General features: G+C 57.8%; 25 protein-coding genes. 14 read left to right on the forward strand and 11 right to left on the reverse strand.

Going from position 1 to position 24,311, the window contains the following annotated elements:
• The first annotated feature begins 104 nt into the window (after positions 1 to 104).
• Positions 105 to 992 carry a LysR family transcriptional regulator gene (locus BH714_RS21965; protein ID WP_040018913.1) on the forward strand — a complete coding sequence of 296 codons (888 nt, stop codon included), beginning with the start codon at positions 105 to 107 and terminating at the stop codon, positions 990 to 992.
• Here BH714_RS21965 and BH714_RS21970 read toward each other — a convergent pair.
• A complete protein-coding gene (locus BH714_RS21970) occupies positions 989 to 1,396 on the reverse strand; it encodes a MarR family winged helix-turn-helix transcriptional regulator (protein ID WP_025203368.1) in 408 nt (135 codons plus the stop codon). The two genes, BH714_RS21965 and BH714_RS21970, sit on opposite strands and share 4 nt — an antisense overlap.
• Positions 1,397 to 1,567: 171 nt before the next feature.
• Here BH714_RS21970 and BH714_RS21975 point away from each other — a divergent pair, with 171 nt between their 5' ends.
• The 3 genes from BH714_RS21975 to BH714_RS21985 are packed head-to-tail and all read left to right on the forward strand — an operon-like array spanning position 1,568 to position 3,834.
• Positions 1,568 to 2,170, forward strand: coding sequence for a non-oxidative hydroxyarylic acid decarboxylases subunit B (locus tag BH714_RS21975; protein ID WP_014171383.1), 603 nt, complete (start codon positions 1,568 to 1,570; stop codon positions 2,168 to 2,170).
• Entirely contained in the window at positions 2,160 to 3,587 is a 1,428-nt protein-coding gene (locus tag BH714_RS21980; RefSeq protein WP_025203369.1) for a non-oxidative hydroxyarylic acid decarboxylases subunit C, read from the forward strand. Before BH714_RS21975 ends, BH714_RS21980 begins: the two co-directional genes overlap by 11 nt.
• 10 nt (positions 3,588 to 3,597) lie before the next feature.
• Complete coding sequence (locus tag BH714_RS21985; RefSeq protein ID WP_014171381.1) at positions 3,598 to 3,834, forward strand: non-oxidative hydroxyarylic acid decarboxylases subunit D; 237 nt, start codon at positions 3,598 to 3,600, stop codon at positions 3,832 to 3,834.
• Between the two features lie 97 nt (positions 3,835 to 3,931).
• Here BH714_RS21985 and mutS read toward each other — a convergent pair whose 3' ends face one another.
• Positions 3,932 to 6,493 (reverse strand): DNA mismatch repair protein MutS, encoded by a 2,562-nt coding sequence (gene mutS, locus BH714_RS21990; protein WP_040018914.1) that lies wholly within the window; start codon positions 6,491 to 6,493, stop codon positions 3,932 to 3,934.
• 113 nt (positions 6,494 to 6,606) lie between these two features.
• Entirely contained in the window at positions 6,607 to 6,837 is a 231-nt protein-coding gene (locus tag BH714_RS21995; protein ID WP_020883826.1) for a SymE family type I addiction module toxin, read from the reverse strand.
• Positions 6,838 to 7,011: 174 nt separating this feature from the next.
• Between BH714_RS21995 and BH714_RS22000 the strand changes: the two genes are divergently transcribed.
• Positions 7,012 to 7,356: a nitrous oxide-stimulated promoter family protein gene (locus BH714_RS22000; protein ID WP_040018915.1), complete on the forward strand. Its 345-nt coding sequence runs from the start codon at positions 7,012 to 7,014 to the stop codon at positions 7,354 to 7,356.
• A 66-nt stretch (positions 7,357 to 7,422) separates the two neighbouring features.
• Here BH714_RS22000 and flhA read toward each other — a convergent pair whose 3' ends face one another.
• The 6 genes from flhA to hypA all read right to left on the reverse strand — a co-directional run bounded on the left by flhA (position 7,423) and on the right by hypA (position 13,171).
• On the reverse strand, positions 7,423 to 9,495 hold the full coding sequence (gene flhA / locus BH714_RS22005) for a formate hydrogenlyase transcriptional activator FlhA (RefSeq protein WP_020883827.1): 2,073 nt from the start codon (positions 9,493 to 9,495) through the stop codon (positions 7,423 to 7,425).
• A 63-nt stretch (positions 9,496 to 9,558) separates the two neighbouring features.
• Positions 9,559 to 10,569: a hydrogenase expression/formation protein HypE gene (hypE, locus tag BH714_RS22010; RefSeq protein WP_040018916.1), complete on the reverse strand. Its 1,011-nt coding sequence runs from the start codon at positions 10,567 to 10,569 to the stop codon at positions 9,559 to 9,561.
• Positions 10,566 to 11,687: a hydrogenase formation protein HypD gene (gene hypD, locus BH714_RS22015; RefSeq protein ID WP_040018917.1), complete on the reverse strand. Its 1,122-nt coding sequence runs from the start codon at positions 11,685 to 11,687 to the stop codon at positions 10,566 to 10,568. Before hypD ends, hypE begins: the two co-directional genes overlap by 4 nt.
• 3 nt (positions 11,688 to 11,690) lie before the next feature.
• On the reverse strand, positions 11,691 to 11,963 hold the full coding sequence (locus BH714_RS22020) for a HypC/HybG/HupF family hydrogenase formation chaperone (RefSeq protein ID WP_014171373.1): 273 nt from the start codon (positions 11,961 to 11,963) through the stop codon (positions 11,691 to 11,693).
• Positions 11,954 to 12,817 (reverse strand): hydrogenase nickel incorporation protein HypB, encoded by an 864-nt coding sequence (hypB, locus tag BH714_RS22025; protein WP_040018918.1) that lies wholly within the window; start codon positions 12,815 to 12,817, stop codon positions 11,954 to 11,956. Before hypB ends, BH714_RS22020 begins: the two co-directional genes overlap by 10 nt.
• Positions 12,818 to 12,820: 3 nt before the next feature.
• Complete coding sequence (gene hypA, locus BH714_RS22030) at positions 12,821 to 13,171, reverse strand: hydrogenase maturation nickel metallochaperone HypA (protein ID WP_014171370.1); 351 nt, start codon at positions 13,169 to 13,171, stop codon at positions 12,821 to 12,823.
• Positions 13,172 to 13,381: 210 nt separating this feature from the next.
• On the opposite strand from hypA, the gene hycA reads away from it, so the two are divergent.
• From hycA to hycI, 9 genes are all read left to right on the forward strand, one after another.
• Positions 13,382 to 13,846 (forward strand): formate hydrogenlyase regulator HycA, encoded by a 465-nt coding sequence (gene hycA, locus BH714_RS22035; protein WP_020883831.1) that lies wholly within the window; start codon positions 13,382 to 13,384, stop codon positions 13,844 to 13,846.
• 70 nt (positions 13,847 to 13,916) lie between these two features.
• Positions 13,917 to 14,525 carry a 4Fe-4S dicluster domain-containing protein gene (locus BH714_RS22040; RefSeq protein WP_014171368.1) on the forward strand — a complete coding sequence of 203 codons (609 nt, stop codon included), beginning with the start codon at positions 13,917 to 13,919 and terminating at the stop codon, positions 14,523 to 14,525.
• Entirely contained in the window at positions 14,522 to 16,336 is a 1,815-nt protein-coding gene (gene hycC, locus BH714_RS22045) for a formate hydrogenlyase subunit 3 (protein WP_040018919.1), read from the forward strand. Before BH714_RS22040 ends, hycC begins: the two co-directional genes overlap by 4 nt.
• Position 16,337: 1 nt before the next feature.
• Positions 16,338 to 17,261, forward strand: coding sequence for a respiratory chain complex I subunit 1 family protein (locus tag BH714_RS22050; protein WP_014171366.1), 924 nt, complete (start codon positions 16,338 to 16,340; stop codon positions 17,259 to 17,261).
• 15 nt (positions 17,262 to 17,276) lie between these two features.
• Positions 17,277 to 18,986 (forward strand): formate hydrogenlyase subunit HycE, encoded by a 1,710-nt coding sequence (gene hycE, locus BH714_RS22055; RefSeq protein ID WP_020883834.1) that lies wholly within the window; start codon positions 17,277 to 17,279, stop codon positions 18,984 to 18,986.
• 94 nt (positions 18,987 to 19,080) lie between these two features.
• Complete coding sequence (locus BH714_RS22060) at positions 19,081 to 19,623, forward strand: formate hydrogenlyase complex iron-sulfur subunit (RefSeq protein ID WP_014171363.1); 543 nt, start codon at positions 19,081 to 19,083, stop codon at positions 19,621 to 19,623.
• Entirely contained in the window at positions 19,623 to 20,390 is a 768-nt protein-coding gene (locus BH714_RS22065) for an NADH-quinone oxidoreductase subunit B family protein (protein WP_014171362.1), read from the forward strand. The genes BH714_RS22060 and BH714_RS22065 overlap by 1 nt, the downstream gene beginning before the upstream one ends.
• Positions 20,387 to 20,797: a formate hydrogenlyase maturation HycH family protein gene (locus BH714_RS22070; protein ID WP_040018920.1), complete on the forward strand. Its 411-nt coding sequence runs from the start codon at positions 20,387 to 20,389 to the stop codon at positions 20,795 to 20,797. Before BH714_RS22065 ends, BH714_RS22070 begins: the two co-directional genes overlap by 4 nt.
• Positions 20,790 to 21,245, forward strand: coding sequence for a hydrogenase maturation peptidase HycI (gene hycI, locus BH714_RS22075; protein WP_014171360.1), 456 nt, complete (start codon positions 20,790 to 20,792; stop codon positions 21,243 to 21,245). Before BH714_RS22070 ends, hycI begins: the two co-directional genes overlap by 8 nt.
• 75 nt (positions 21,246 to 21,320) lie before the next feature.
• On the opposite strand, the gene BH714_RS22080 is transcribed toward hycI, so the two are convergent.
• Complete coding sequence (locus BH714_RS22080) at positions 21,321 to 22,745, reverse strand: 6-phospho-beta-glucosidase (RefSeq protein WP_020883838.1); 1,425 nt, start codon at positions 22,743 to 22,745, stop codon at positions 21,321 to 21,323.
• A gap of 18 nt (positions 22,746 to 22,763) precedes the next feature.
• Positions 22,764 to 24,215 (reverse strand): PTS cellobiose/arbutin/salicin transporter subunit IIBC, encoded by a 1,452-nt coding sequence (gene ascF / locus BH714_RS22085; RefSeq protein WP_040018921.1) that lies wholly within the window; start codon positions 24,213 to 24,215, stop codon positions 22,764 to 22,766.
• Positions 24,216 to 24,311: the final 96 nt, after the last annotated feature.

Below are 24,311 nucleotides of genomic sequence, written 5' to 3' on the forward strand. Positions count from 1 at the left end.
GGCACCTCCAGTGAGGGGCGTATCGTATCGGGCAGAGAGGTACGGATAAACGTTATAAAGCGCGATATACTGTCAAAAAATTTTTGACAGTAATGGGGCTGACCATGATTAATTTGCAGCGTACCGCGATGTTTGTCGCCATCGCAGATACCGGCAGTTTCACCGCCGCAGCAGAGGCAATGGGGCTGACAAAAGCGGTGGTCAGCTTCAATATCCGCCAGCTGGAAGATGAACTGGGTGTCACCCTGTTGCTGCGTTCCACCCGTCGACTGACGTTAACCGAGGCGGGGAGGCTTTTCCATCAACGGAGCGTCGCGCTTTTAAAGGACGCGGAACGCCTGAAGGACGACGTCCGTGCAAACCATGCAGGTCTCACGGGGGAGTTGCGGATCACCACCACACCGGAGTACGGCTCGCAGGTTGTGGTTCCGTTACTGGCTGAGTTTAGCCAGCAACACCCGGACCTTCGCGTGCGTCACGTTTCGTCTTCACTGCATGCCGATTTGATTTCAGAGCGCTTTGATGTCGCCATCCGGCTGGGAACCCTTGCCGATTCACGCTACCACGCGGCATTGATAACGCAGTTCTCTATTTTCCCCGTAGCGACGCCCGGCTGGCTGCGTAACCATCCTGTAGAATCGCTTGAACAGTTGGCGAAAGCTGACTGGATTATTCATGAGCGCTTAGCCTCGCCGCTGCGCTGGCAGGTGAACGATGCCTGCGGTGAGCCCGCCACGCTGGAAATTAAAAAAGCACCGCGTTTGTTTGCGGACAGTGCTCAGGCGCTGATGGCCTTTGCGCTCGCGGGATGTGGCGTGGCGCTGTTGCCGGAGTGGCTGGTGCGCCATGCGCTTGATGACGGCAAGCTGGTGTCGGTTTTACCGGAATATACCTTTGCGCGGCAGGGCATCTATGCGGTTTATCCCGATGCCCCGCATGTGCCTGCGAAAGTGCGCACCTTGATCGACTTTATGCGCACCCGGGTTAACTAGTCGCGCATCATTTTTTTGACGAGTGCGGAGAATTGCGCCCGCTCGTCGTTGCTCAGCCGCCCTAAAAACGCCTCGTCCACGTCATTGCCGATCGGTTTACAGCTGGCAAGCAGCGCTTCACCTTCCGGCGTCAGGAAGACGAAACGACGACGCTTGTCCGCCGGATCGTGCTCGCGTTTTACCAGTCCACGCGCCTCCATGCGGCTCAGCATCTCCGCGAGCGTCGCCTTTGTGCTGACCGCCACTTCTGTCAGCGCAACTTGCTCAATCCCCGGATTTTCGGCAATAGACCGCAATACCGCGTACTGCGGTTTGGTCAGTTCCGGCAATGCATGTTGCCAACGGGCAGTATGCTGTTGAAAAAGCTGGCGTAACAGGTGAAACGCCTCTTGTCTCAGTTCCATGAACACTCCGACGAAAAATTCTCTCCCTATGATAGCCGCTCTTGCCCAGGATTTTAACGCGGCAATTTTTAGCAATTAATGTGATCGTGTACGAACAATATTGTCAGAAACAGGATCCGGGAGTAACGTACCTAACATGTTCGTATGCGAACGAATTAATTGAGGTGCTGAATGAGATTGATAGTTGGAATGACGGGCGCAACGGGCGCGCCGCTGGGCGTAGCGTTGCTGCAGGCATTACGTGACATGCCGGAGGTGGAGACCCATCTGGTCATGTCGAAATGGGCAAAAACCACCATTGAGCTGGAGACGCCCTACACCGCACAGGATGTGGCTGCGCTGGCCGATGTTGTCCACAGCCCGGCCGATCAGGCTGCCACTATCTCATCCGGCTCGTTTCGCACCGACGGCATGATCGTCATTCCCTGCAGTATGAAAACCCTGGCAGGCATTCGCGCAGGCTATGCCGAAGGACTGGTGGGCCGTGCGGCAGATGTGGTGCTGAAAGAGGGGCGCAAACTGGTGCTGGTTCCTCGTGAAACCCCGCTCAGCACCATTCATCTTGAGAATATGCTCGCACTGTCCCGTATGGGCGTGGCAATGGTGCCGCCGATGCCCGCGTATTACAACCACCCGCAGACCGCCGACGATATCACCCATCACATTGTGACCCGCGTGCTCGACCAGTTTGGTCTGGAGCACAAAAAAGCGCGCCGCTGGAACGGGTTGCGGGAAGCAAAACATTTTTCACAGGAGAATAAAGATGGCATTTGATGATTTGAGAAGCTTCCTGCAGGCGCTCGATGAGCAAGGGCAACTGCTGAAAATTGAAGAAGAGGTGAATGCAGAACCGGACCTGGCCGCGGCAGCCAACGCCACAGGCCGTATTGGTGACGGCGCACCGGCGCTGTGGTTCGATAATATTCGCGGGTTTACCGATGCCCGGGTGGTAATGAACACCATTGGTTCCTGGCAGAATCACGCCATTTCTATGGGACTGCCCGCGAACACCCCCGTCAAAAAACAGATTGATGAGTTTATTCGCCGCTGGGATAAATTCCCCGTCACGCCAGAGCGCCGTGCAGATCCCGCCTGGGCTCAAAATACGGTGGAGGGTGAAGACATTAACCTTTTCGACATCCTGCCGCTGTTCCGTCTGAACGACGGTGACGGCGGTTTTTACCTCGACAAAGCGTGCGTCGTTTCGCGCGATCCGCTTGATGCGGATAACTTCGGCAAGCAGAACGTCGGTATCTATCGCATGGAAGTGAAGGGAAAACGCAAGCTGGGTCTGCAACCGGTTCCGATGCACGATATCGCCCTGCATTTGCATAAAGCGGAAGAGCGCGGTGAAGATCTGCCGGTCGCGATTACGCTTGGCAATGATCCGATTATTACACTTATGGGCGCGACGCCGCTGAAATACGATCAATCTGAGTATGAGATGGCCGGTGCGCTGCGCGAAAGCCCCTATCCCATTGCGACGGCACCGCTGACCGGCTTTGATGTACCGTGGGGATCTGAAGTCATTCTGGAAGGGGTGATTGAAGGCCGCAAGCGCGAAATCGAAGGACCCTTTGGTGAGTTTACCGGGCACTACTCTGGTGGCCGTAACATGACGGTGGTGCGTATTGATAAAGTGTCTTACCGCACAAAACCCATTTTTGAATCCCTCTACCTCGGCATGCCGTGGACCGAAATTGACTACCTGATGGGCCCGGCTACCTGTGTACCGCTCTACCAGCAGCTGAAAGCAGAATTTCCGGAAGTGCAGGCGGTCAATGCCATGTATACCCACGGTTTGCTGGCGATTATCTCCACCAAAAAACGCTACGGTGGCTTTGCCCGCGCAGTCGGCTTACGTGCTATGACCACGCCGCACGGCCTGGGCTACGTGAAGATGGTGATTATGGTGGATGAAGACGTTGACCCGTTCAACCTGCCGCAGGTGATGTGGGCGCTGTCCTCGAAGGTGAACCCGGCGGGCGATCTGGTGCAGTTGTCGAATATGTCGGTGCTTGAACTGGACCCGGGCTCCAGCCCGGCAGGCATTACCGACAAACTGATTATTGATGCCACCACGCCTGTTGCACCCGACAACCGGGGCCACTTCAGCCAGCCGGTACAGGATTTACCTGAAACCAAGGCCTGGGCCGAAAAACTGACTGCGATGCTGGCTGCACGCCAATAAGGAGGAAAAGATGATATGTCCACGTTGTGCTGATGAGCATATTGAGGTGATGGCAACATCACCGGTGAAAGGGGTCTGGACTGTCTATCAGTGCCAGCATTGTCTGTATACCTGGCGTGACACGGAGCCGCTACGCCGGACCCACCGCGATCATTATCCGCAAGCGTTTCGCATGACGCAGAAGGATATCGATGACGCACCACAGGTGCCGACGATCCCGCCGTTACTGGCCGACGATAAGCGCTAAAAAAAGCCGGGTGGCGGTTTCGCCTTACCCGGCCTGTTTGTTTCAGATACCGCTACTTCCCGGCAGGCCCGGTAAGCATTGCGCCACCGGGTGCAGATTACACCAGGCTTTTCAGGCGATAAATCCACTCCAGCGCCTGACGCGGCGTGAGCGAGTCCGGATCGAGATTTTCCAGCGCCTCAACGGCCGGTGACGTCTCTTCTGCCGGGGCTAGCAACGACATTTGCGTGCCATCAATCTGCGTGGCCGCGGCATTCGGTGACAGGCTCTCCAGCTCACGCAATTTCTGGCGCGCACGTTTGATCACCTCTTTTGGAACCCCCGCCAGCGCGGCCACGGCCAGGCCATAACTCTTGCTCGCGGCACCATCCTGTACGGTGTGCATAAAGGCGATGGTATCGCCGTGTTCCAGCGCATCGAGGTGGACGTTTGCCACGCCTTCCATCTTTTCTGGCAACTGTGTCAGCTCGAAATAGTGGGTTGCGAACAGCGTCATTGCCTTGATCTTATTGGCAAGGTTTTCAGCGCAGGCCCATGCCAGTGACAGACCATCATAGGTTGATGTTCCGCGCCCGACTTCATCCATCAATACCAGGCTGTATTCGGTCGCGTTATGCAGAATATTGGCGGTTTCGGTCATCTCCACCATAAAGGTTGAGCGGCCGCTGGCCAGATCGTCCGCTGCCCCGACACGGGTAAAGATACGGTCGATAGGGCCAATCTCCACTTTTTGCGCAGGAACGTAGCTGCCGATATAGGCGAGCAGAGCGATAAGCGCCGTCTGGCGCATATAGGTACTTTTACCGCCCATGTTTGGACCGGTAATGATCAGCATTCTTCTCTGCGGCGACAGGCTTAGCGGGTTGGCGATGAACGGCTCGTTCAGCACCCGTTCCACAACCGGATGACGGCCTTCGGTGATGCGAATACCGGGTTTATCGGTAAAGGTCGGGCAGGTGTAGTTCAGCGTTTCAGCGCGTTCTGCCAGGTTGACCAGCACGTCCAGCTCTGCCAGCGCACTGGCGCTTGACTGCAGGTCTGCAAGGTGCGGCATCAGCATGTCGAACAGCTCTTCATACAGCTGTTTCTCCAGCGCCAGCGCCTTGCCTTTCGAGGTGAGAACTTTGTCCTCATACTCTTTCAGTTCAGGGATAATGTAACGCTCAGCGTTTTTCAGCGTCTGGCGGCGCACGTAGTGGATGGGGGCCAGATGGCTTTGTCCACGGCTGATCTGAATGTAGTAACCGTGAACCGCGTTATAGCCCACTTTGAGGGTATCGAGCCCAAGGCGTTCGCGCTCGCGAATTTCCAGCTTTTCCAGGTAGTCCGTGGCACCGTCGGCCAGCGCACGCCATTCATCCAGCTCTTCGTTGTAGCCCGGGGCAATTACGCCGCCGTCACGCACCAGAACCGGAGGTGCGTCAATAATGGCGCGTTCGAGCAGCTCGCGCAGTTCGCTAAATTCACCCATGGTTTCACGCAGTTTCTGCACCGGCGCGCTATCCACATCGGCGAGCAGGCTGCGCAATTCCGGCAACTGCTGGAAGGCATGACGCATGCGGGCGAGGTCGCGCGGACGTGCCGTACGCAGCGCCAGACGCGCAAGAATACGTTCCAGATCGCCGACCTGACGCAGCACGGGCTGCAGTTCACTGTAGCGATCCTGCAACGCGGCAATCGTCTGCTGACGACAGGTAAGCGTGTCGGTATCGCGAATGGGCATATGCAGCCAGCGTTTTAACATACGGCTGCCCATCGGCGTCACCGTGCTGTCGAGGACGGAAGCGAGGGTGTTTTCCACGCCTCCGGCCAGATTCTGGGTGATCTCCAGATTTCGACGCGTCGCGGCATCCATAATGATGCTGTCCTGCTGACGCTCCATCGTGATCGAGCGGATATGCGGCAGGGTGGTGCGCTGGGTATCTTTGACGTACTGCAGCAGGCAACCCGCGGCACACAGTCCGCGCGGGGCGTTTTCCACACCAAAGCCAATCAGATCGCGGGTGCCAAACTGCAGATTCAACTGCTGGCGCGCGGTATCAATTTCGAACTCCCACAGCGGACGACGGCGCAGACCGCGGCGGCCTTCAATCAGCGCCATCTCGGCAAAATCTTCGGCATAGAGCAGTTCTGCCGGGTTCGTGCGCTGCAATTCAGCCGCCATCGTTTCACGATCTGCCGGTTCGCTCAGACGAAAACGTCCGGAGCTGATATCCAGCGTCGCATAACCGAAACCTTTGCCGTCCTGCCACAGTGCTGCCAGCAGGTTATCCTGGCGCTCCTGCAGCAGGGCTTCGTCGCTGATCGTACCAGGCGTGACGATGCGCACGACTTTGCGCTCAACCGGCCCTTTTGAGGTTGCCGGATCGCCGATCTGTTCGCAGATGGCGACTGACTCACCCTGATTCACCAGTTTCGCAAGGTAGTTTTCTACCGCGTGATGCGGAATACCGGCCATGGGAATGGGCTCGCCTGCAGATGCGCCACGCCGGGTCAGAGAGATGTCGAGCAACTGCGACGCACGTCTGGCATCGTCATAAAATAGCTCGTAAAAATCGCCCATACGGTAGAACAGCAAGATTTCCGGATGCTGTGCTTTCAGCTTCAGGTACTGCTGCATCATTGGCGTATGTGCGTCGAAATTGTCGATTGTGCTCATGGAGTTATGATGTCCATTTCTTTGAAAATAATACGCTTTGGGCGGCTCAGTGGCCGTTAGTTCCTTCTATTGTCGCATGAAAAAAAGGTACGGCGCAGAAAAATGTCGCGGCTTTACGAGGTGCCTTCCTGCACTAACTCAATGACAATTTTTCCATGCTCAACCCCCACTCTGACCTGCGAATGGGTGGTAAACCCCGCTTTTTCAAGCCAGTCGCCCTTTAAGCTCAGCGCCGCATGCACGCTGTAGCGTTTGGGTATCTTGGTGTTACGGTCTTCATGACGCTTTCTGAAATATCCCACTTTCAAATGACGATAGGATTTGGTGATAGCGATCTCGTGCATACGGCCTCCGGACAACGTGGACAAGGGTCATTCCTGATGCTGTATAAAATACCAGTGATTTACTGCAGGTGTGGGCTTAATACTGGAATCAGCCTTCAGAAAACAGAATGCAACACCTGAAATCAGTATCTGAAAGGCGTATTATAAATGCACTTTATTATCTGGTGAGCCGTTATGTCCGGAAAACGCATTACACGTGAGAAAGAGACGATCGCGAAAATGATCGCGCTGTATGAAACACAGTGTCCCCAGGCTTCGCAGGAAGAGGGGCATTATCAGGCGCTGAAAGCGTATGCCAATAAGCGCCTGGATAAATGCGTTTTTGGTGAGGAAAAACCCGCCTGTAAACAGTGCCCCGTTCACTGCTATCAGCCTGCCAGGCGCGAAGAGATGAAGCAGGTGATGCGCTGGGCTGGCCCACGTATGTTATGGCGTCATCCCATCCTGACGGTACGCCACCTGATGGATGACCGTCGCCCGGTACCGGAATTACCGGAAAAGTATCGCCCGAAAAAGTAACCGTTCAGGCGCTTCGCTGACAACCGTATCCCAACGCCTGCATGCGGGATCTCAGCCAGAATGACGCTACACCAGGCTCTCTTTATCAATCCCGAGACGTTTCATGCGCGAGAGCAGCGTGGTGCGTTTTAGCCCCAGTCGCTGGGCGGCACCTTTCGGTCCGGCCACGACACCGTTAGTCTCTTTCAGCACGCGCATGATCAGCTGATATTCGTCTTCACCTTCCTGCGCCACGTCGGTGGCTGTAACCGGGGTTTCGGGCAGGGAAACTTCGGGCAGGGAGAGTTGCAGTACGTTACCGCGCGTCAGCAATACCGCGCGCTCAATGACGTTTTCCAGTTCACGGACGTTACCCGGCCACTCCATCGAGGAGAGGGTACGTAGCGTCTCGGCGGGGATACTGTCGATGTTGCGGCCCATCCGGCGGGCTATTTTGGCGGTAAACGCTTTGACCAGCAGAGGGATATCTTCCGGCCGTTCACGCAGGGGCGGCAGGCAGATTGGGAAGACGTTCAGGCGATAATAGAGGTCGCTTCGAAACTCGCGGTCGGCGACCATTTTTTTCAGATCGCGGTTGGTGGCGGCAATGAGCCGGACGTCTGTCTGGATAAGTTTGTTACTGCCAAGACGTTCAAACTCCTGCTCCTGCAGGACGCGAAGCAGTTTGGGCTGCAGCTCCAGAGGCATGTCGCCCACTTCATCAAGGAACAACGAGCTTTTGTCCGCCAGCTCGAAACGGCCCAGACGCTGGCTGCTGGCACCGGTAAACGCGCCGCGTTCGTGGCCAAAGAGATCGCTTTCCAGCAGGCCTGCGGGCATAGCGGCGCAGTTCATCTTCACCATGCGGCGGCTGTTACGGTTGCTGAGGTTGTGGATCGCACGGGCAATCAGCTCTTTACCGGTGCCGGTTTCACCGAGGATCAGCACCGTACTGTCACTTTGCGCCACCATCTCCACCTGTTTCAGCACGCTGTACATGGCATCGCTGCGGCCGATGATTTCGCCAAACTCGCTGTCCACGTTGTTGAGCTGTTCCGTCAGCGCCAGGTTTTCATCCACCAGCCGTTCTTTCAGACGGTGGATCTCCTGATAAGCCAGCGCGTTATCCAGTGCGATGGAGATACGCTCGGCAATCTGGCGCAACAGTTTCAGGTTGGCGGTGGTAAAGACGCCCTCTTCACACTGCGCCAGCTTCAGGACACCAAGCATAGTATTGCCGGACATCAGCGGCAGCAGGCACAGCGTCTGGATTTTATTCCCCCAGGTGTTAAACAGCATCCGCTCATAAGGCGCGAGCGCATCCTGTTCGTTGAGGTTGAGCAGCAGGATCTCTTTGCTTTTAAATACCCGCTCAGAGAGCGTGCCCGCCTCATCCACTTCACTCTGTTCGTGGGCGGGGTTTGCCTCATCAAGATAGTGGGTGGAGTAGATGTTCAGCTTGCCTTTCCGGTGGCCCCGGAGCGCAATACTGATGGCGTCGATTTTGAAATAGTGGTGGATCTCTTTTGAGACTTCGCTGACCAGCTCATCCATATCGAGGCGCGAAAGCACCGCGTTGGTGATGGCCACCAGGATCCGGAAATTGTCACGTTCGCGGCTCAGCAGGTCGTAATCCACATTATTGGTGACGCGACTTTGAATTTGCTCCGCGACCACGGCCACAATCTGGGTGAAGGTGTGCAGGCGCTCGTATTCCGCCTCGCTCCACGGCTGGTCGGTGTGACGAATAAACTCGCAGCCGCCGAAGATATGCCCTTCCACCGCCAGTGGCAGCAGGCTGTAATGGCCGAAAGGCGGGTATAACTGACTCTGCGCCAGCATCGGCCACGCCTCGCGGAATTCCTCAAAATTGCAGTGCAGCGCCTCCGGGCGGGAAAGAATACGCCGGACAGGACCATGAGCGAGGTAGGTTTCATCCTCGTACTCAAACGCTTTGCCATTGTCGCGCGTTGAATAGTAGCTCGCGCGATGGCTTGCGCTATGCCAGAGCACAATTGCGGCGCTGTCTGCCAGCGCTGATTGCCTGACCAGCCGCGTCAGGGCATCGCTCAGCGCGCCAAGATCGGGCTGCTGTAAAAGTGTGCGCGTAATGTCAAACAGGCCCTGCTGTCCAAGATCGCTCATCGGTGTATACGGCATATTGCTTTCCAATAGAAACTGGCAAAAAAGAGAAAGTCAGTGCTGACCGCTTTTGGCGCGGTTCTAGCAAATGCGGGGTAAAGGTTCCGCGTGCGGCAGATCCAGCGTCCGCTTGACGCCATACAACCCGGTCAGGCGTACCCCTTTGCGCTCAACCACTTCACCAACCAGCGCGGCCTCTTTCCCGAAAGGATGTGCCCGCAGCTGTTCAAGTACGGATTCGGCCGCCGCGCGCTCCACGCCAATGACCAGCTTGCCTTCATTTGCAAAGTTTAGCGGGTCGAGCCCGAGGAGTTCGCACAAGCCGCGAACGGCAGGCTTAACGGGCAGCGCGCGTTCAGTGAGTTCAATACCCAGACCGCAGCGTGCCGCGAACTCATGTACCACGGCGTTAACCCCGCCGCGGGTCGCATCGCGCAGGGCTTTCACGCCCGGAAGGGAACGCAGGGTCTGGATAAGCGGGGTCAGTACCGCGCAATCACTGCGTAATTCTCCGTCCAGCCCCAGGCCTTCACGCAGGTTCAGGATCGTCGCCCCGTGGCAGCCCAGCGATCCGCTGACGATCAGCACGTCGCCGACGGCAAGCTGCTGCGCGCCCCAGTGAATGTCGGCAGGGATCGCCCCCATGCCGGCGGTATTGATGAACAGTTTGTCGGCTGCGCCACGCTGGACCACTTTGGTGTCGCCGGTGACGATGGCGATACCCGCCTCGCGTGCCGTGTGCGCCATGCTGCTGACGACCGCAGAGAGCGTCTCCATCGGCAGCCCCTCTTCAAGAATAAAGCCGCAGGAGAGAAAGCGCGGAACAGCGCCGCTGACGGCCACGTCGTTTGCTGTGCCGCAGACCGCGAGCTTGCCGATATCGCCGCCCGGGAAGAACAGCGGGTCAATCACGTAGCTGTCGGTGGAAAAGGCCAGCCTGTCGCCCTGCGTGGTCAGGGTGGAGAGGTCAATGCGGGCCTGATCCTCCTGCTCCGCCAGCCAGGGGTTATCAAACGCGTCCATAAACAGACGGTTTATCAGCTGCTGCATCGCCAGGCCGCCGCTGCCGTGTGCCATTTCAACCGTATTCATGCTTCAGACTCCTGATTGCGATACTGATACCACGCGGCACACGCCCCTTCGGAAGAGACCATCAGCGCGCCAAAAGCCGTTTGCGGGTTACAGGTGTTGCCAAATAACGGGCAGTAATGGGGTTTGCATTTGCCGGTGAGGACTTCGCCACAGCGGGCCCGCGGATCGTCACACACCTGTTGCGGCTGCGGGCGGAAGTGGGCTTCGGCGTCGAACGACCGGTAGGCTGGCGTCAGGCGCACGCCGGACTCTGCAATCAGCCCCAGACCACGCCATTCGCTGTCGCCCTCGACGCTAAATACCTCGGCTATCGCCTGCTGGGCCACCACATTTCCACTGTCGGGGACGACACGGCGGTACTGATTTTCTACTGCACTCTGGGCTGCTATTTTCTGCTCAACCAGCATGGTCACGCCTTGCAGTAGATCAAGAGGTTCGAAACCAGCCACCACTAAAGGCCGTTCGAACTGTTCAGCGATAAAGCCGTAGGCCGCCGTCCCGATAACCATGCTGACATGGCCCGGCGCCAGAAAAGCGTCAATTCCGTTGTCCGGCTCTTCAAGCAGGCTGCGTAACGTCGGGATGAGCGTAATGTGCTGGCAAAAAAAGAAAAAGTTATCAATGTTGCGGGCTTTGGCCTGCTGCAGCGTGATGGCCGTGGCGGGCATGGTGGTTTCAAAACCAAGCCCGAAAAAGACGACTTTGCGGCCGGGGTTATGGGTGGCCAGCGTCAGGGCATCCATCGGCGAGTACACGATCCTGATATCCGCGCCCCGGGCTTTTGCCTGCAGCAGCGAGCCGTTTTTGCCCGGCACGCGCATCGCATCGCCAAAGGTACAGAAAATCACGTCAGGCTGGTGGGCTATCTCAAGGCAGGCGTCGATGCGTCCCATCGGCAGGACGCACACCGGGCAGCCGGGGCCATGGATAAACTCGATGTTTTCCGGCAGAAGCTGGTCGAGGCCAAATTTAAAGATGGCATGCGTATGCCCGCCACAGACTTCCATAATACGCAGCGGCTTTTCGGCGGTATAGCTCAGCCGTGCCGCCCGTGTTTTCAGATGTTCAATCAGCTGCATCACCTGCTCAGGCGCGCGATATTCATCAACGTAGCGCATGGTTTACCGCTCCTCGCCGTACAGCAATGCCCCGACGTCCGGCTCCACGTCGAACATATTCTGAAGGGCATCGAGCGTGTCGCGGGCCTCCGCTTCGTTGATGATGCTCATGGCAAACCCCACGTGCACCAGCACCCACTGACCGAGGCGTGAGGCGCCGGTTTCGTCGGTGCTGCCGACGAGCGTCAGGTCGACGTCGCGCAATATGCCGCACACCTCAACGCGGGCCTGATTCCCGTCAATGGCGTGAATTTGTCCGGGGACGCCTATGCACATCGTTCGCTCTCCAGCCAGTCCAGCCAGGCATCCATCCCGTCACCGCGGGTGGCGGACACCAGCATGATGTCAATCTCCGGGTTCACTTCACGGGCATAGGCCATGCATTTATCCACGTCGAAATTCAGGTACGGCAGCAGGTCAACTTTGTTCAGCAACATCAGCGAAGCGGCGGCAAACATATGCGGATATTTAAGCGGCTTGTCTTCACCTTCGGTCACCGAGAGCACCGCGACCTTATGTCGCTCACCGAGATCGAAGCTGGCCGGACAGACCAGGTTGCCAACGTTCTCAATAAACAGGATGCCGTTGTCCGCCAGCGGCAAGCGCGGCGTGGCGTCGGCAATCATTTGTGCATCCAGATGGCAGCCTTTACCCGTATTAACCTGAATGGCGGGCGTGCCGGTTTCGCGTATACGCGCGGCGTCGTTCACCGTCTGCTGATCGCCTTCGATCACCGCGCAGGATATGCGCCCGTTCAGGCGGTGGAGCGTTTGCGTAAGCAGCGTGGTTTTGCCGGAGCCGGGGCTGGAGACCAGGTTCAGGACCAGCTGTTTACGCGTGGCAAAGCGGGCGCGGTTGCGTGCTGCAATCTGGTTGTTTTTATCCAGAACGTTGATTTCCACCTCCAGCATCTGACGCTGGCTGAGCCCTGGCGCGTGGGTACCGGCGACGCCATGCCCGTAATGCAGGTCGCCCGCAGCGGAGTGTCGGGGGGCGAAGGTGATACCGGTTAATGCCGCTGCAGGACGAGGGGCAGGTGAAAAGGGTGCGGAGCGAAACGCGGTGTGAGGACGGTGTTCATCCCCTTCTATATACAGGTTGCCTTCAGCGCAACCGCAGGTACTACACATATTTTACTCCTTCTCGATTTCGAGACGTTGGATCTGCATGCCGTCATCCGCCACGATGCGAAGCTCGCTGCTCTGGCATTGTGGACAGCGCTGAACCTTCGAAGAAAGCAGAGTGACGTATTGCTGACACTGCGCGCACCAGCACTCCGCCTGCTGTTCTTCAATATGAAGTTCACAGCCTTCCGCCAGCGTGCCGCGGCACACCAGCTCAAAGCAGAAGGTCAGGGCGCTGGTTTCAACGCAGGAAAAGGCCCCGACCTGTAGCCAGACGCCGGTGACGCGTTTCGCATTGTTTGCCCGCGCCTGCTGTTCAATTAACTCGACGGCCCGCTGGCAGAGGGTGATTTCGTGCATGACGCCTCCTCAATGAATTGCCCCGATAATGCAATAACGGTGCCAGCTTGATTTTTGTTAAGGCGTGACGATGTCAATGCTGTCGAAATGACACGTCGACACGGCGCGATTGACACGCTTCTTTTGATTAAAATGGTTAAAAATCAATTAGTTAAAAACTGGCATGGAATCTGCTTAACAGCCGCTATCTCCATTAACCGGATACCTTTTATGACTATTTGGGAAATTAGCGAAAAAGCGGATTACATTGCGCAGCGCCATCAGCAGTTACAGGAGCAGTGGCACCTTTACTGCAACTCTCTGGTTCAGGGCATCACCCTGTCAAAAGCCCGTCTTCACCACGCCATGAGCTGTGCAGCGCAGGGGGATATGCGCTTTGTGCTCTTCGGCCATTTCACGATAAACGTCACCCTGGCAGACACCTTCAACAGCCACACCATCGAGTACTACGTCGAAACAAAAGAAGGTGAAAAACAGTGTATTGCGAAGGCGCAGCTGATGGCCGACGGGATGGTCGATGGTCACGTCAGTAACCGCGATCGCCAGCAGGTGCTGGAGCACTATCTGGAAAAAATCGCGCCGGTTTATAACGGCCTGTACGCCGCTGTTGAACACGATCTCCCGGTCAACCTGAAACAGCTGATGGATGGAAATACCTCAGCGAACGTGGCCTGACCATTGCGTGTCGAGAAGTGTCGACAAGACAGTTTTTCGTCAAAAATGACTATCACCAGAGGATGACCCGGTGAACCGTTTTGTAATTGCTGACTCGACGGTCTGTATTGGCTGTCGAACCTGTGAGGCGGCCTGTTCGGAAACGCACCGTCAGCACGGGCTACAGTCCATGCCGCGCCTGCGCGTCATGCGTAATGAAAAAGAGTCTGCGCCGCAGCTCTGCCACCACTGTGAAGATGCCCCCTGCGCGGGAGTCTGTCCTGTTAATGCCATCACCCGTGTCGAGGGGGCGGTGCAGCTGAATGAAAGTCTGTGCGTGAGCTGCAAACTGTGCGGCATTGCCTGCCCGTTCGGCGCGATTGAATTTTCCGGCAGCCGTCCGCTGCATATCCCGGCGAATGCCAACTCCCCGAAAGCGCCGCCAGCGCCACCTGCGCCGGCGAAGGTGAGCACGCTGCTTGACTGGGTTCCCGGCGTGCGTGCCGTTGCGGTCAAATGCGACCTGTGCAGCTTTGATGAACAAGGGCCAGCCTGTGTGCGTACCTGCCCGACGAAGGCGCTGATTCTGGTCAATATTCGCGACATCGTTCGCACCAGTAAACGTAAGCGTGAGCTGACCATTAACAGTGATTTCGGCGATCTTTCTCTGCTTCAGGCGCTGAACGAGGGGGCGAAATGAACGCGGTGATGATGATTACCAGCGCGGTGGCCTATTTTGCCGCCGCCGCTGTGTTGGCCTTGATCTTCTCTTTCCATAAAACCCTGAGCGGCTGGATAGCCGGTATCGGCGGGGCGGTTGGCAGCGTGATGACGCTGGTGGCTGGTGGCCTCGTGTTAACAGGCGGACAATCTGTCGAAGCGGTGATGCCGCTGATACGGCACACCGTTGAAATTACGCCGCTGAATGCCATCTGGCTGGTGACCTTTGGTCTGTGCGGCGTGTTTATCAGCCTGTTTAATATTGACTGGCACCGCCATCAGCACACTCAGCCCAACGGTCTGCTGGTCAATCTGCTGATGGCCGCGGCGGTCTGTACCGTGACTGCCAGCAACCTCGGCGCGCTGGTGGTGATGGCCGAGATCATGGCGCTGTGCGGCGTATTCCTTACGGGCTGTAGCACCTCCGGCAAACTGTGGTTTGCGCTGGGGCGTCTTGGCACGTTGCTGCTGGCACTGGCCTGCTGGCTGGTGTGGCAGCGCTTCGGCACGCTGGACTTCTCCGCCCTTAACGGTCAGTCGCTGGGGAATGATGTCTGGCTCCTTGGCGTGATCGGCTTTGGCCTGCTGGCCGGGATTATCCCGCTGCATGGCTGGGTGCCACAGGCACATGCACATGCCTCTGCGCCTGCCGCAGCGCTCTTCTCGACGGTTGTCATGAAGGTGGGTCTGTTCGGCATTCTGACGATAACGCTCACCGGTGGGCAGCCGCCACTGTGGTGGGGCGTTGTGCTGCTGGTCGCCGGGATGATCACCGCCTTCGTCGGCGGCCTGTACGCCCTGATGGAGCACAATATCCAGCGTCTGCTGGCGTACCACACCCTTGAGAACATCGGCATTATCCTGCTGGGTATTGGCGCAGGCGTTACCGGGCTGGCGCTCAATCAACCGGCGCTGATTGCGGCCGGCTTTATCGGCGGCCTGTATCACCTGATCAACCACAGCCTGTTTAAAAGCACCCTGTTCCTCGGGGCTGGTAGCGTCTGGTTCCGCACCGGTCATCGCGATATCGAAAAACTCGGCGGCATCGGCAAAAAAATGCCCGTTATCTCTCTGTGCATGCTGGTGGGGCTGATGGCAATGGCTGCGCTGCCGCCGCTGAATGGCTTTGCCGGCGAGTGGGTTATCTATCAGTCCTTCTTCGCACTCGGTCAGAGCGAGGTGTTTATCGCCCGGTTGCTCGGCCCGCTGCTGGCGGTTGGGCTGGCGATAACCGGTGCGCTGGCGGTGATGTGTATGGCTAAAGTCTACGGCGTGACCTTCCTGGGTGCACCGCGCACGCGTGAGGCCGAAAACGCCTGCTGTGCGCCGGCATTGATGGGGGCGAGCGTTGTCGCGCTGGCGCTGTGCTGCATCGCGGGCGGGGTGGCCGCCCCGTGGCTTCTGCCGCTGTTGGGTAACGCCATTCCTCTGCCGCTCACCACGGTGCATACCGCGGTGTCCCAGCCGATGATTGCGCTGCTGCTGATTGCCGCGCCGCTGCTGCCGTTCGTGCTGATGCTGTTCTTCAGACGCGACCGCCTCTCCTCTCGAGCACGCGGTACCGCCTGGGCTTGCGGTTACGCACACGAGCAATCCATGGTGATCACAGCGCACGGCTTTGCCATGCCGGTCAAAGAGAACTTTGCCGCGGTGCTGAAACTGCGGGACTGGCTTAACCCGGTGGGGTGGGTGCCGGGCTGGCAGAGCGCTGCCGTGCCCGTGCTGTTCCGCCGACTGGCGTTGATCGAGCTGGCGGTACTGGTTGTGATTGTGATTTCACGAGGAGCCTGACATGAGTCTGTTACTGGCAATACTTCAGGCGCTGGTGCTATTTGCCATGGCGCCGTTGCTCTCCGGGGTGAGCCGCGTGGCGCGTGCCCGGATGCATAACCGTCGCGGGCCTGGTGTACTCCAGGAGTACCGTGATTTGTTCAAGCTGATGGGACGTCAGAGCGTTTCCCCGGACGCGGCAGGATGGGTCTTTCGCCTGACACCGTTTGTGCTGGCTGGCGTCATGCTCACCATCGCCACGGCGTTACCGGTCGTCACCGTCGGGTCGCCGCTGCCGGTGCTGGGCGATCTCATTACGCTTATCTACCTCTTCGCCATCGCGCGTTTCTTCTTCGCGATTGCCGGCCTCGATACCGGCAGCCCGTTTACCGGGATTGGTGCCAGCCGCGAGGCCATGCTCGGCGTGCTGGTTGAGCCGATCCTGCTGCTCGGCCTGTGGGTCGCTGCGCAGGTCGCGGGGTCAACCCATATCAGCTTTATCACTCATACCGTGTATCACTGGCCCGTGGACCGTTCCCTTCCGTTGCTTTTGGCGCTCTGCGCCTGCGCATTCGCGACGTTTATCGAGATGGGCAAACTGCCGTTCGACCTCGCGGAAGCGGAGCAGGAGCTGCAGGAAGGTCCGTTGACTGAATACAGCGGTTACGGCTTTGCGGTGCTGAAGTGGGGCATCAGCCTCAAACAGCTGGTGGTGCTGCAGATGTTTGTCGGTGTCTTCTTCCCGTGGGGGCAGATGACGCACTTTTCCGCGGCCGGCCTGGTGCTGGCGGTGGTCGTTGCCGCGCTCAAGCTACTTGTCGGCGTGCTGGTGATTGCCCTGTTTGAGAACAGCATGGCGCGTCTGCGTTTTGTGGCGACGTCGCGCATCACCTGGGCCGGTTTTGGTTTTGCATTTTTAGCGTTCGTCTCCTTGCTGGTGGCGTGATTAAAGAGAGTTTTTATGTCTGAAGAAAAGAAAGGTCAGCAGTATCTCGCCGCGTTGCACCAGGCCTTCCCGGGCGTGGTGCTGGAGGAGTCCTGGCAAACCAAAGACCAGATAACGGTGACCGTGAAAGTGAACTACCTGCCGGAAGTGGTGGAGTTTCTTTACTACCAGCAGGGTGGCTGGCTGTCGGTATTGTTCGGCAACGACGAGCGTCAGCTGTGCGGAAACTATGCGGTTTACTACGTGATGTCGATGGAGCAGGGCGAGAAGTGCTGGCTCACCGTGCGTGTCGAAGTGGATCCCAACAAACCGGAATACCCGTCTGTCACCCCGCGCGTGCCCGCCGCCGTCTGGGGCGAGCGTGAAGTGCGCGATATGTATGGTCTGGTCCCGGTTGGGCTTCCGGATGAGCGCCGTCTGGTGCTGCCGGACGACTGGCCAGACGAACTCTATCCCCTGCGTAAAGACAGCATGGATTACCGTCAGCGTCCGGCCCCGACCACCGACAGCGAGACTTACGCGTTCATCAATGAGCTTGGCAGCAAAAAGAACAATGTGGTGCCGATAGGCCCGCTGCACGTCACGTCTGACGAGCCGGGCCACTTCCGCCTGTTTGTCGACGGCGAGAATATTATTGATGCCGACTACCGCCTGTTCTACGTCCATCGCGGGATGGAAAAGCTGGCGGAAACCCGGATGGGATATAACGAAGTGACGTTCCTCTCTGACCGCGTGTGCGGCATCTGCGGGTTTGCCCACAGTACCGCCTACACCACCTCGGTGGAGAACGGCATGGGGATTGTGGTGCCGGAACGCGCGCAGATGATCCGCGCCATCCTGCTGGAAGTGGAGCGTCTGCACTCGCACCTGCTGAACCTCGGTCTGGCCTGTCACTTTGTCGGTTTTGACTCCGGCTTTATGCAGTTTTTCCGCGTACGTGAAGCCTCCATGAAGATGGCGGAGATCCTGACCGGGGCGCGTAAAACATACGGTCTGAACCTGATCGGCGGGATTCGTCGCGATCTGCTGAAAGATGACATGATCCAGACCCGCCAGCTGGCGCAGCAGATGCGTCGCGACGTTCAGGAGCTGGTGGATATGCTGCTCAGCACGCCGAACATTGAGCAGCGTACCGTCGGTATTGGCCGGCTGGATCCGCAAATCGCCCGCGATTTCAGTAACGTTGGCCCCATGGTTCGTGCCAGCGGCCACGCCCGCGATACCCGCGCCGATCATCCGTTCGTCGGCTATGGCCTGCTGCCTATGACCGTGCACAGCGAGCAGGGCTGCGACGTTATTTCGCGTCTGAAGGTGCGTATCAACGAGGTCTTCACCGCGCTGAACATGATCGACTTCGGTCTGGATAATCTGCCGGGCGGTCCGCTGATGGTTGAGGGCTTCACCTACATTCCAAACCGCTTCGCGCTGGGGTTTGCCGAAGCCCCGCGTGGAGACGATATCCACTGGAGCATGACCGGTGACAACCAGAAGCTCTACCGCTGGCGCTGCCGTGCGGCAACCTACGCCAACTGGCCAACCCTGCGCTACATGCTGCGCGGCAATACGGTATCCGATGCGCCGCTGATCATTGGCAGCCTCGATCCGTGCTACTCCTGCACCGACCGCATGACGGTGGTGGATGTGCGCAAGAAGAAAAGCCAGGTGGTGCCGTACAAAGAGCTGGAGCGCTACAGCATCGAGCGTAAGAACTCGCCGCTGAAATAGGGGATTTTGTGCAGGCTGATGCCCTCACCCTGACCCTCTTTTTGATGAGAGATCCGGGGTGCGGAGCACAGGCAGCACATAAGCAGGAGTCAACATGTTTACCTTCATCAAAAAAGTGATCAAAACCGGGACGGTGACCAGCCGCTATCCGCTGGAGCCGATGCCGGTCGATAAAAACTTTCGCGGCAAGCCGGAGCACAACCCGCAACAGTGCATCGGCTGTGCTGCCTGCGTTAACGCCTGCCCGTCAAATGCCCTGACGGTGGAAACCGATCTGAAAACGGGCGAGCTGGCCTGGCAGTTCAACCTCGGGCGCTGCATTTTCTGTGGCCGCTGCGAGGAGGTTTGCCCGACGGTGGCGATCCGTCTTTCGCAGGAGTACGAGCTGGCGGTCTGGAAGAAAGAGGATTTCCTGCAGCAGTCGCGTTTCGCGCTGTGCAACTGCCGTGTCTGCAAACGCCCGTTTGCCGTACAAAAAGAGATCGACTACGCCATCGCGCTGTTGCAGCACAACGGTGATGCCCGCGCGGAGCATCATCGCGAAAGCTTTGAAACCTGCCCGGACTGCAAACGGCAGAAATGCCTGCTGCCGTCGGACCGCATCGATATTACCCGTCATATGAGAGAGGCCAGCTGATGGAAAACCTGATCGGCCCACGCGACGCTAATGGCATTCCGGTGCCGATGACGGTGGAGGAATCCATCGCCAGCATGAAGGCCTCGCTGCTGAAAAACATTAAACGTTCGGCCTATGTGTACCGCGTGGACTGCGGCGGCTGCAACGGCTGTGAGATTGAGATCTTTGCCACGCTGTCGCCCCTGTTCGACGCCGAACGCTTCGGTATTAAAGTGGTGCCTTCGCCGCGTCATGCGGACATTTTGCTGTTTACCGGTGCCGTTACCCGTGCCATGAGATCGCCAGCATTGCGTGCCTGGCAGTCTGCACCGGATCCAAAAATTTGTATCTCTTACGGTGCCTGCGGAAACAGCGGCGGCATCTTCCATGACCTGTACTGCGTCTGGGGCGGTACCGATAAAATTGTTCCGGTGGATGTCTACATTCCCGGTTGTCCGCCAACGCCTGCGGCCACGCTGTACGGTTTTGCCATGGCGCTCGGGCTGCTGGAGCAGAAAATACATGCCCGTGAACCGGGTGAACGCGACAACCAGGCTGCCGCAATTCTGCACCCGGATATGGTGCAGCCGCTGCGCGTGAAGGTCGATCGCACGGCGCGCCGGCTCGCGGGGTATCGCTATGGTCGCCAGATTGCCGACGATTATCTGCGTCTGCTGAGCCAGGGCGATCATCAGGTCACGCGCTGGCTGGAGGCGGAAAACGATCCTCGTCTTAATGAGATTGTCGCGAACCTGAATCAGGTGGTGGAAGAGGCGCGTATCCGATGAGTGAAACGGTGGTGTTCAGTCAGCTGAGCCGTAAGTTTATTGATGAGAACGATGCCACGCCGGATGCGGCGCAGCAGGTGGTCTATTACAGCCTGGCCATTGGGCATCACCTCGGGGTGATAGATTGTCTCGAAACGGCATTAAGCTGCCCGTGGCCTGACTATCAGGCGTGGATCGCCACGCTGGCGGAGGGCAGTACGGCGCGCCGCAAAATGGAGGGTGTGCCGAAGTACGGTGAGATCGTTATCGACGCCAACCACATTGCGATGCTCGCCAGTGCTTTCGACGCCGCGCTGAGCGTGCAAACCCCACAGCAGCAGGCCTGGAGCAAAATTTTGCTCAGCATGCTGCATGATATTCATCAGGAGAGTGCCATCTACCTGATGGTGAGGAGATTACGTGACTGATGTTTTACTGTGTGTCGGCAACAGCATGATGGGCGACGACGGCGCGGGCCCGCTGCTTGCACAAATGTGTGCCGCGCATCCGCAGGGTGAATGGGTGGTTATTGACGGCGGCAGCGCACCGGAAAACGATGTGGTGGCGATCCGTGAGCTGCACCCGGACAGGCTGCTGATTGTGGATGCAACCGATATGGGACTTAATCCGGGGGAAACCCGCCTGATTGATCCGGATGACATCGCCGAGATGTTTATGATGACCACCCACAATATGCCGCTGAACTATCTGGTCGATCAGATTAAAGACGACGTGGGTGAGGTATTGTTTCTGGGCATTCAGCCGGACATCGTTGGGTTTTATTATCCGATGACGCCGCCGGTGAAAGAGGCCGTCGAAGAGGTTTACTCCCGGCTTGCCGGATGGCGTGGGGACGGCGGTTTTTCCCGACTGTGAGCAGTGCCGGGTGGTGGTAGCTTCCACCCGGCCTGGACACTCCCTCGCCCTGTGGGAGAGGGCGAGGGCAATAGGCTACGCCAGATCCGCGCCGTTACTTGCAATCACCTTCTTATACCACCAGAACGATTTCTTACGCGTTCTGTCCAGCGTACCGTTGCCCGCGTCGTCGCGGTCAACATAGACAAACCCGTAGCGTTTGCTCATCTCGCCCGTGGATGCGGCCACCAGGTCAATGCAGCCCCAGGTGGTGTAGCCCATCAGCGGTACACCGTCTTCTATGGCATCGCCCATCGCACGAATATGTTCGCGCAGGTAGCTGATACGGTAGTCGTCATTAATCTCACCGTGTTCATCCATGACGTCTTTCGCGCCGAGGCCGTTTTCCACCAGGAACAGCGGCTTCTGATAGCGGTCGTACATCATGTTCATGGTGATGCGCAGCCCCAGTGGGTCGATACCCCAGCCCCATTCGCTGACCTGGATGTGCGGGTTGCGCAGGGATTTCACGATATTCGCCGCATTGGTATTACTGGCGTTCATGTCCGCCGACGCGCAGCGCGAGGCGTAATAGCTGAACGACACAAAATCGACGGTGTTTTTCAGCAGTTCATCGTCGCCAGGGTCTTTGACAATCACCACCCCTTTTTCGCGGAACACGCGGGCAGAATAGGCCGGGTAGCTGCCGCGCGCCTGCACGTCGATAAAGAACAGGTTTTCGCGGTCCTTCTCCAGCGCCATCCACACGTCTTCCGGTTTGCAGGAGTAGGGGTAGAAGTTGCCGCCGGCCAGCATGCAGCCGACCTGGTTTTCCGGGTTGACCTCATGGGCGATTTTGGTCGCCAGCGCGCTTGCCACCAGTTCGTGATGCGCGGCCTGATATTTCACCTGATCTTCGTTCTCACCCTCTTCAAACACCAGCCCCGCGCCGGAGAACGGGCTGTGCAGCATAATGTTGATTTCGTTGAAGGTGAGCCAGTACTTCACCAGACCGTTAAATTCTTCGAAACAGGTACGGGCGTAGCGGGCGAAGAAATCGACCATCTTGCGGTTGCGCCAGGATCCATACTCCGTGACCAGGTGCATCGGTACGTCGAAATGACACAGGGTGACCAACGGTTCGATGTTGTATTTTTTGCACTCTTCGAACACTGCGCGGTAGAAGGCAATCCCCTCTTTATTGGGCAGTGGCTCATCGCCGTTCGGGTAGAGGCGGCTCCAGGCAATCGAGGTACGAAATACCGTAAAGCCCATCTCCGCCATCAGGGCGATGTCTTCTTTGTAGCGATGGTAAAAATCAATCGCCTCGTGGCTCGGGTAAAACTCGTCGTCACGCAACGTAAAACGTTTTTCCTTACCGACCTTCACCGCCAGACGATTCGCGCCGTGGGGGATCATATCGACCGTCGTCAGTCCTTTGCCGCCTTCACGGTAAGCCCCTTCACTCTGGTTGGCGGCAAGCGCGCCGCCCCATAAAAATCCTTGTGGAAAAACAGACATCTTTACCTCGCTATAAATTTAGACTTGTGCTGCTTTGGCCTGAACCGGAGCGCTCTGCAGGGCGCGTGCTTTCTCAGCGTCATCTTCGACCGGGATATCTTCAAAACCTAAAAGCAGGGTCAGAACAAACGAGAGCACAACCGCCAGCGCCATGACTACGAATACCCAGACGATGGTCATTGGGTTGGCCGGATCGAAGAACTGTACGCTGGTAAACAGCCCCGGCGCCGCCATTGAGTGGCTGGCAAGACCGGCTATGCCAGCCACTGCCCCGCAGATGAAGCCGCTGATAAGGCTCGCAATCAGCGGGCGTTTCAGACGTACCGCCACACCATAGAGGGCAGGTTCTGAAATGCCTGCCATGATGGCAGAAGCCGCTGCCGCGAGCGCCGTCTGGCGCAGTTCCGGGTTTTTCGTTTTCCACGCCACCGCCAGCGATGAACCGCCGAGCGACAGGTTGGCTCCGATTTCCGACGGCATAACCATTCCCTCTTTGCCCGTCTCGGCAATGGTCTGAATAATCGTCGGCGTAAATACGCGGTGCATCCCGGTCATCACCAGCAGCGGCCAGAGGGCGCCCATAATGGCCACGGAGAGCCAGCCCAGATAGCCGTGAATAGTGTAGACCAGCGCTGAAATCGCGCTCCCGATCCAGATCCCGAGCGGCCCTATCAGCACAATGGCGAGCGGGGCGGCAATCAGAACGATCAGCATCGGTTTAAGGAAGTTTTTCGTGACCGCCGGCGTAATACGATCAACCCAGCGTTCGATGTACGACAGGCACCAGGTCATCACCAGCGCCGGGATGACCGTGTAGGTGTATTTCACTGCCGTCACCGGAATAAAGGCGAATTCAACGTGCTCGCCCTGTGCGGCTTTCGCCATCAGTTCGATAAAGCCCGGGTGTACCAGCACGCCCGCGATGGCAATCGCCAGCGACATGTTGGTTTTGAATTTCACTGCGGCAGAGGCGGCGACCATCAGCGGCAGGAAGAAGAACGCGCCATCGCCAATCAGCGTCAGAAGGGTGAGCGTCGGTGCCCCTTTTTCCAGCGCGCCGGTCATCTCCAGGATCATTGCCAGCAGTTTGACCATTGAACCGCCGATGATCGCCGGGATCAGCGGTGACATGGTGCCGATCAGCGCATCGAGGATCCCGGCACCGATGCGGCGCAGGGTCATTTTTTGCGGGCCTTCCGGTACGGCAGGCTGCAGGTCGGTGGGCAGCAGGCTTACCACTTCGCGGTAGGCCTGAGACACGGTGTTGCCAATGATCACCTGGCACTGGTTGTCGTTGCGGACCACGCCGAGCACGCCGTTAATGCTTTTCAGGCGCGGGGCATCGGTGAGGCTTTCGTCTTTGAGGACGAAACGCAGTCGCGTCATGCAGTGGGTGACGGCGACGATGTTGTCTCTGCCGCCGAGCGCGCTGACAACGTCATTCGCCAGCGCAGCGTAATTTTTGGCCATCGGATGTAATCCTGTTATCGTTGTGAGAAATGTAGGAAACCGGTTCCACACAATCATCAATAGTTTCTTTGAATGAAACAAGATCACATTTTGTAC

This window comes from Enterobacter ludwigii, from assembly GCF_001750725.1.
In the GTDB taxonomy this organism is placed as follows: Bacteria; Pseudomonadota; Gammaproteobacteria; order Enterobacterales; family Enterobacteriaceae; genus Enterobacter; species Enterobacter ludwigii.

What these genes read in the sequence shown, in the direction of transcription:
- BH714_RS21965 (WP_040018913.1), top strand. Translation starts at nt 105, where the DNA reads ATGATTAATTTGCAGCGTACCGCGATGTTTGTCGCCATCGCAGATACC.
- BH714_RS21970 (WP_025203368.1), bottom strand. Translation starts at nt 1,396, where the DNA reads ATGGAACTGAGACAAGAGGCGTTTCACCTGTTACGCCAGCTTTTTCAA.
- BH714_RS21975 (WP_014171383.1), top strand. Translation starts at nt 1,568, where the DNA reads ATGAGATTGATAGTTGGAATGACGGGCGCAACGGGCGCGCCGCTGGGC.
- BH714_RS21980 (WP_025203369.1), top strand. Translation starts at nt 2,160, where the DNA reads ATGGCATTTGATGATTTGAGAAGCTTCCTGCAGGCGCTCGATGAGCAA.
- BH714_RS21985 (WP_014171381.1), top strand. Translation starts at nt 3,598, where the DNA reads ATGATATGTCCACGTTGTGCTGATGAGCATATTGAGGTGATGGCAACA.
- mutS (WP_040018914.1), bottom strand. Translation starts at nt 6,493, where the DNA reads ATGAGCACAATCGACAATTTCGACGCACATACGCCAATGATGCAGCAG.
- BH714_RS21995 (WP_020883826.1), bottom strand. Translation starts at nt 6,837, where the DNA reads ATGCACGAGATCGCTATCACCAAATCCTATCGTCATTTGAAAGTGGGA.
- BH714_RS22000 (WP_040018915.1), top strand. Translation starts at nt 7,012, where the DNA reads ATGTCCGGAAAACGCATTACACGTGAGAAAGAGACGATCGCGAAAATG.
- flhA (WP_020883827.1), bottom strand. Translation starts at nt 9,495, where the DNA reads ATGCCGTATACACCGATGAGCGATCTTGGACAGCAGGGCCTGTTTGAC.
- hypE (WP_040018916.1), bottom strand. Translation starts at nt 10,569, where the DNA reads ATGAATACGGTTGAAATGGCACACGGCAGCGGCGGCCTGGCGATGCAG.
- hypD (WP_040018917.1), bottom strand. Translation starts at nt 11,687, where the DNA reads ATGCGCTACGTTGATGAATATCGCGCGCCTGAGCAGGTGATGCAGCTG.
- BH714_RS22020 (WP_014171373.1), bottom strand. Translation starts at nt 11,963, where the DNA reads ATGTGCATAGGCGTCCCCGGACAAATTCACGCCATTGACGGGAATCAG.
- hypB (WP_040018918.1), bottom strand. Translation starts at nt 12,817, where the DNA reads ATGTGTAGTACCTGCGGTTGCGCTGAAGGCAACCTGTATATAGAAGGG.
- hypA (WP_014171370.1), bottom strand. Translation starts at nt 13,171, where the DNA reads ATGCACGAAATCACCCTCTGCCAGCGGGCCGTCGAGTTAATTGAACAG.
- hycA (WP_020883831.1), top strand. Translation starts at nt 13,382, where the DNA reads ATGACTATTTGGGAAATTAGCGAAAAAGCGGATTACATTGCGCAGCGC.
- hycC (WP_040018919.1), top strand. Translation starts at nt 14,522, where the DNA reads ATGAACGCGGTGATGATGATTACCAGCGCGGTGGCCTATTTTGCCGCC.
- BH714_RS22050 (WP_014171366.1), top strand. Translation starts at nt 16,338, where the DNA reads ATGAGTCTGTTACTGGCAATACTTCAGGCGCTGGTGCTATTTGCCATG.
- hycE (WP_020883834.1), top strand. Translation starts at nt 17,277, where the DNA reads ATGTCTGAAGAAAAGAAAGGTCAGCAGTATCTCGCCGCGTTGCACCAG.
- BH714_RS22060 (WP_014171363.1), top strand. Translation starts at nt 19,081, where the DNA reads ATGTTTACCTTCATCAAAAAAGTGATCAAAACCGGGACGGTGACCAGC.
- BH714_RS22065 (WP_014171362.1), top strand. Translation starts at nt 19,623, where the DNA reads ATGGAAAACCTGATCGGCCCACGCGACGCTAATGGCATTCCGGTGCCG.
- BH714_RS22070 (WP_040018920.1), top strand. Translation starts at nt 20,387, where the DNA reads ATGAGTGAAACGGTGGTGTTCAGTCAGCTGAGCCGTAAGTTTATTGAT.
- BH714_RS22080 (WP_020883838.1), bottom strand. Translation starts at nt 22,745, where the DNA reads ATGTCTGTTTTTCCACAAGGATTTTTATGGGGCGGCGCGCTTGCCGCC.
- ascF (WP_040018921.1), bottom strand. Translation starts at nt 24,215, where the DNA reads ATGGCCAAAAATTACGCTGCGCTGGCGAATGACGTTGTCAGCGCGCTC.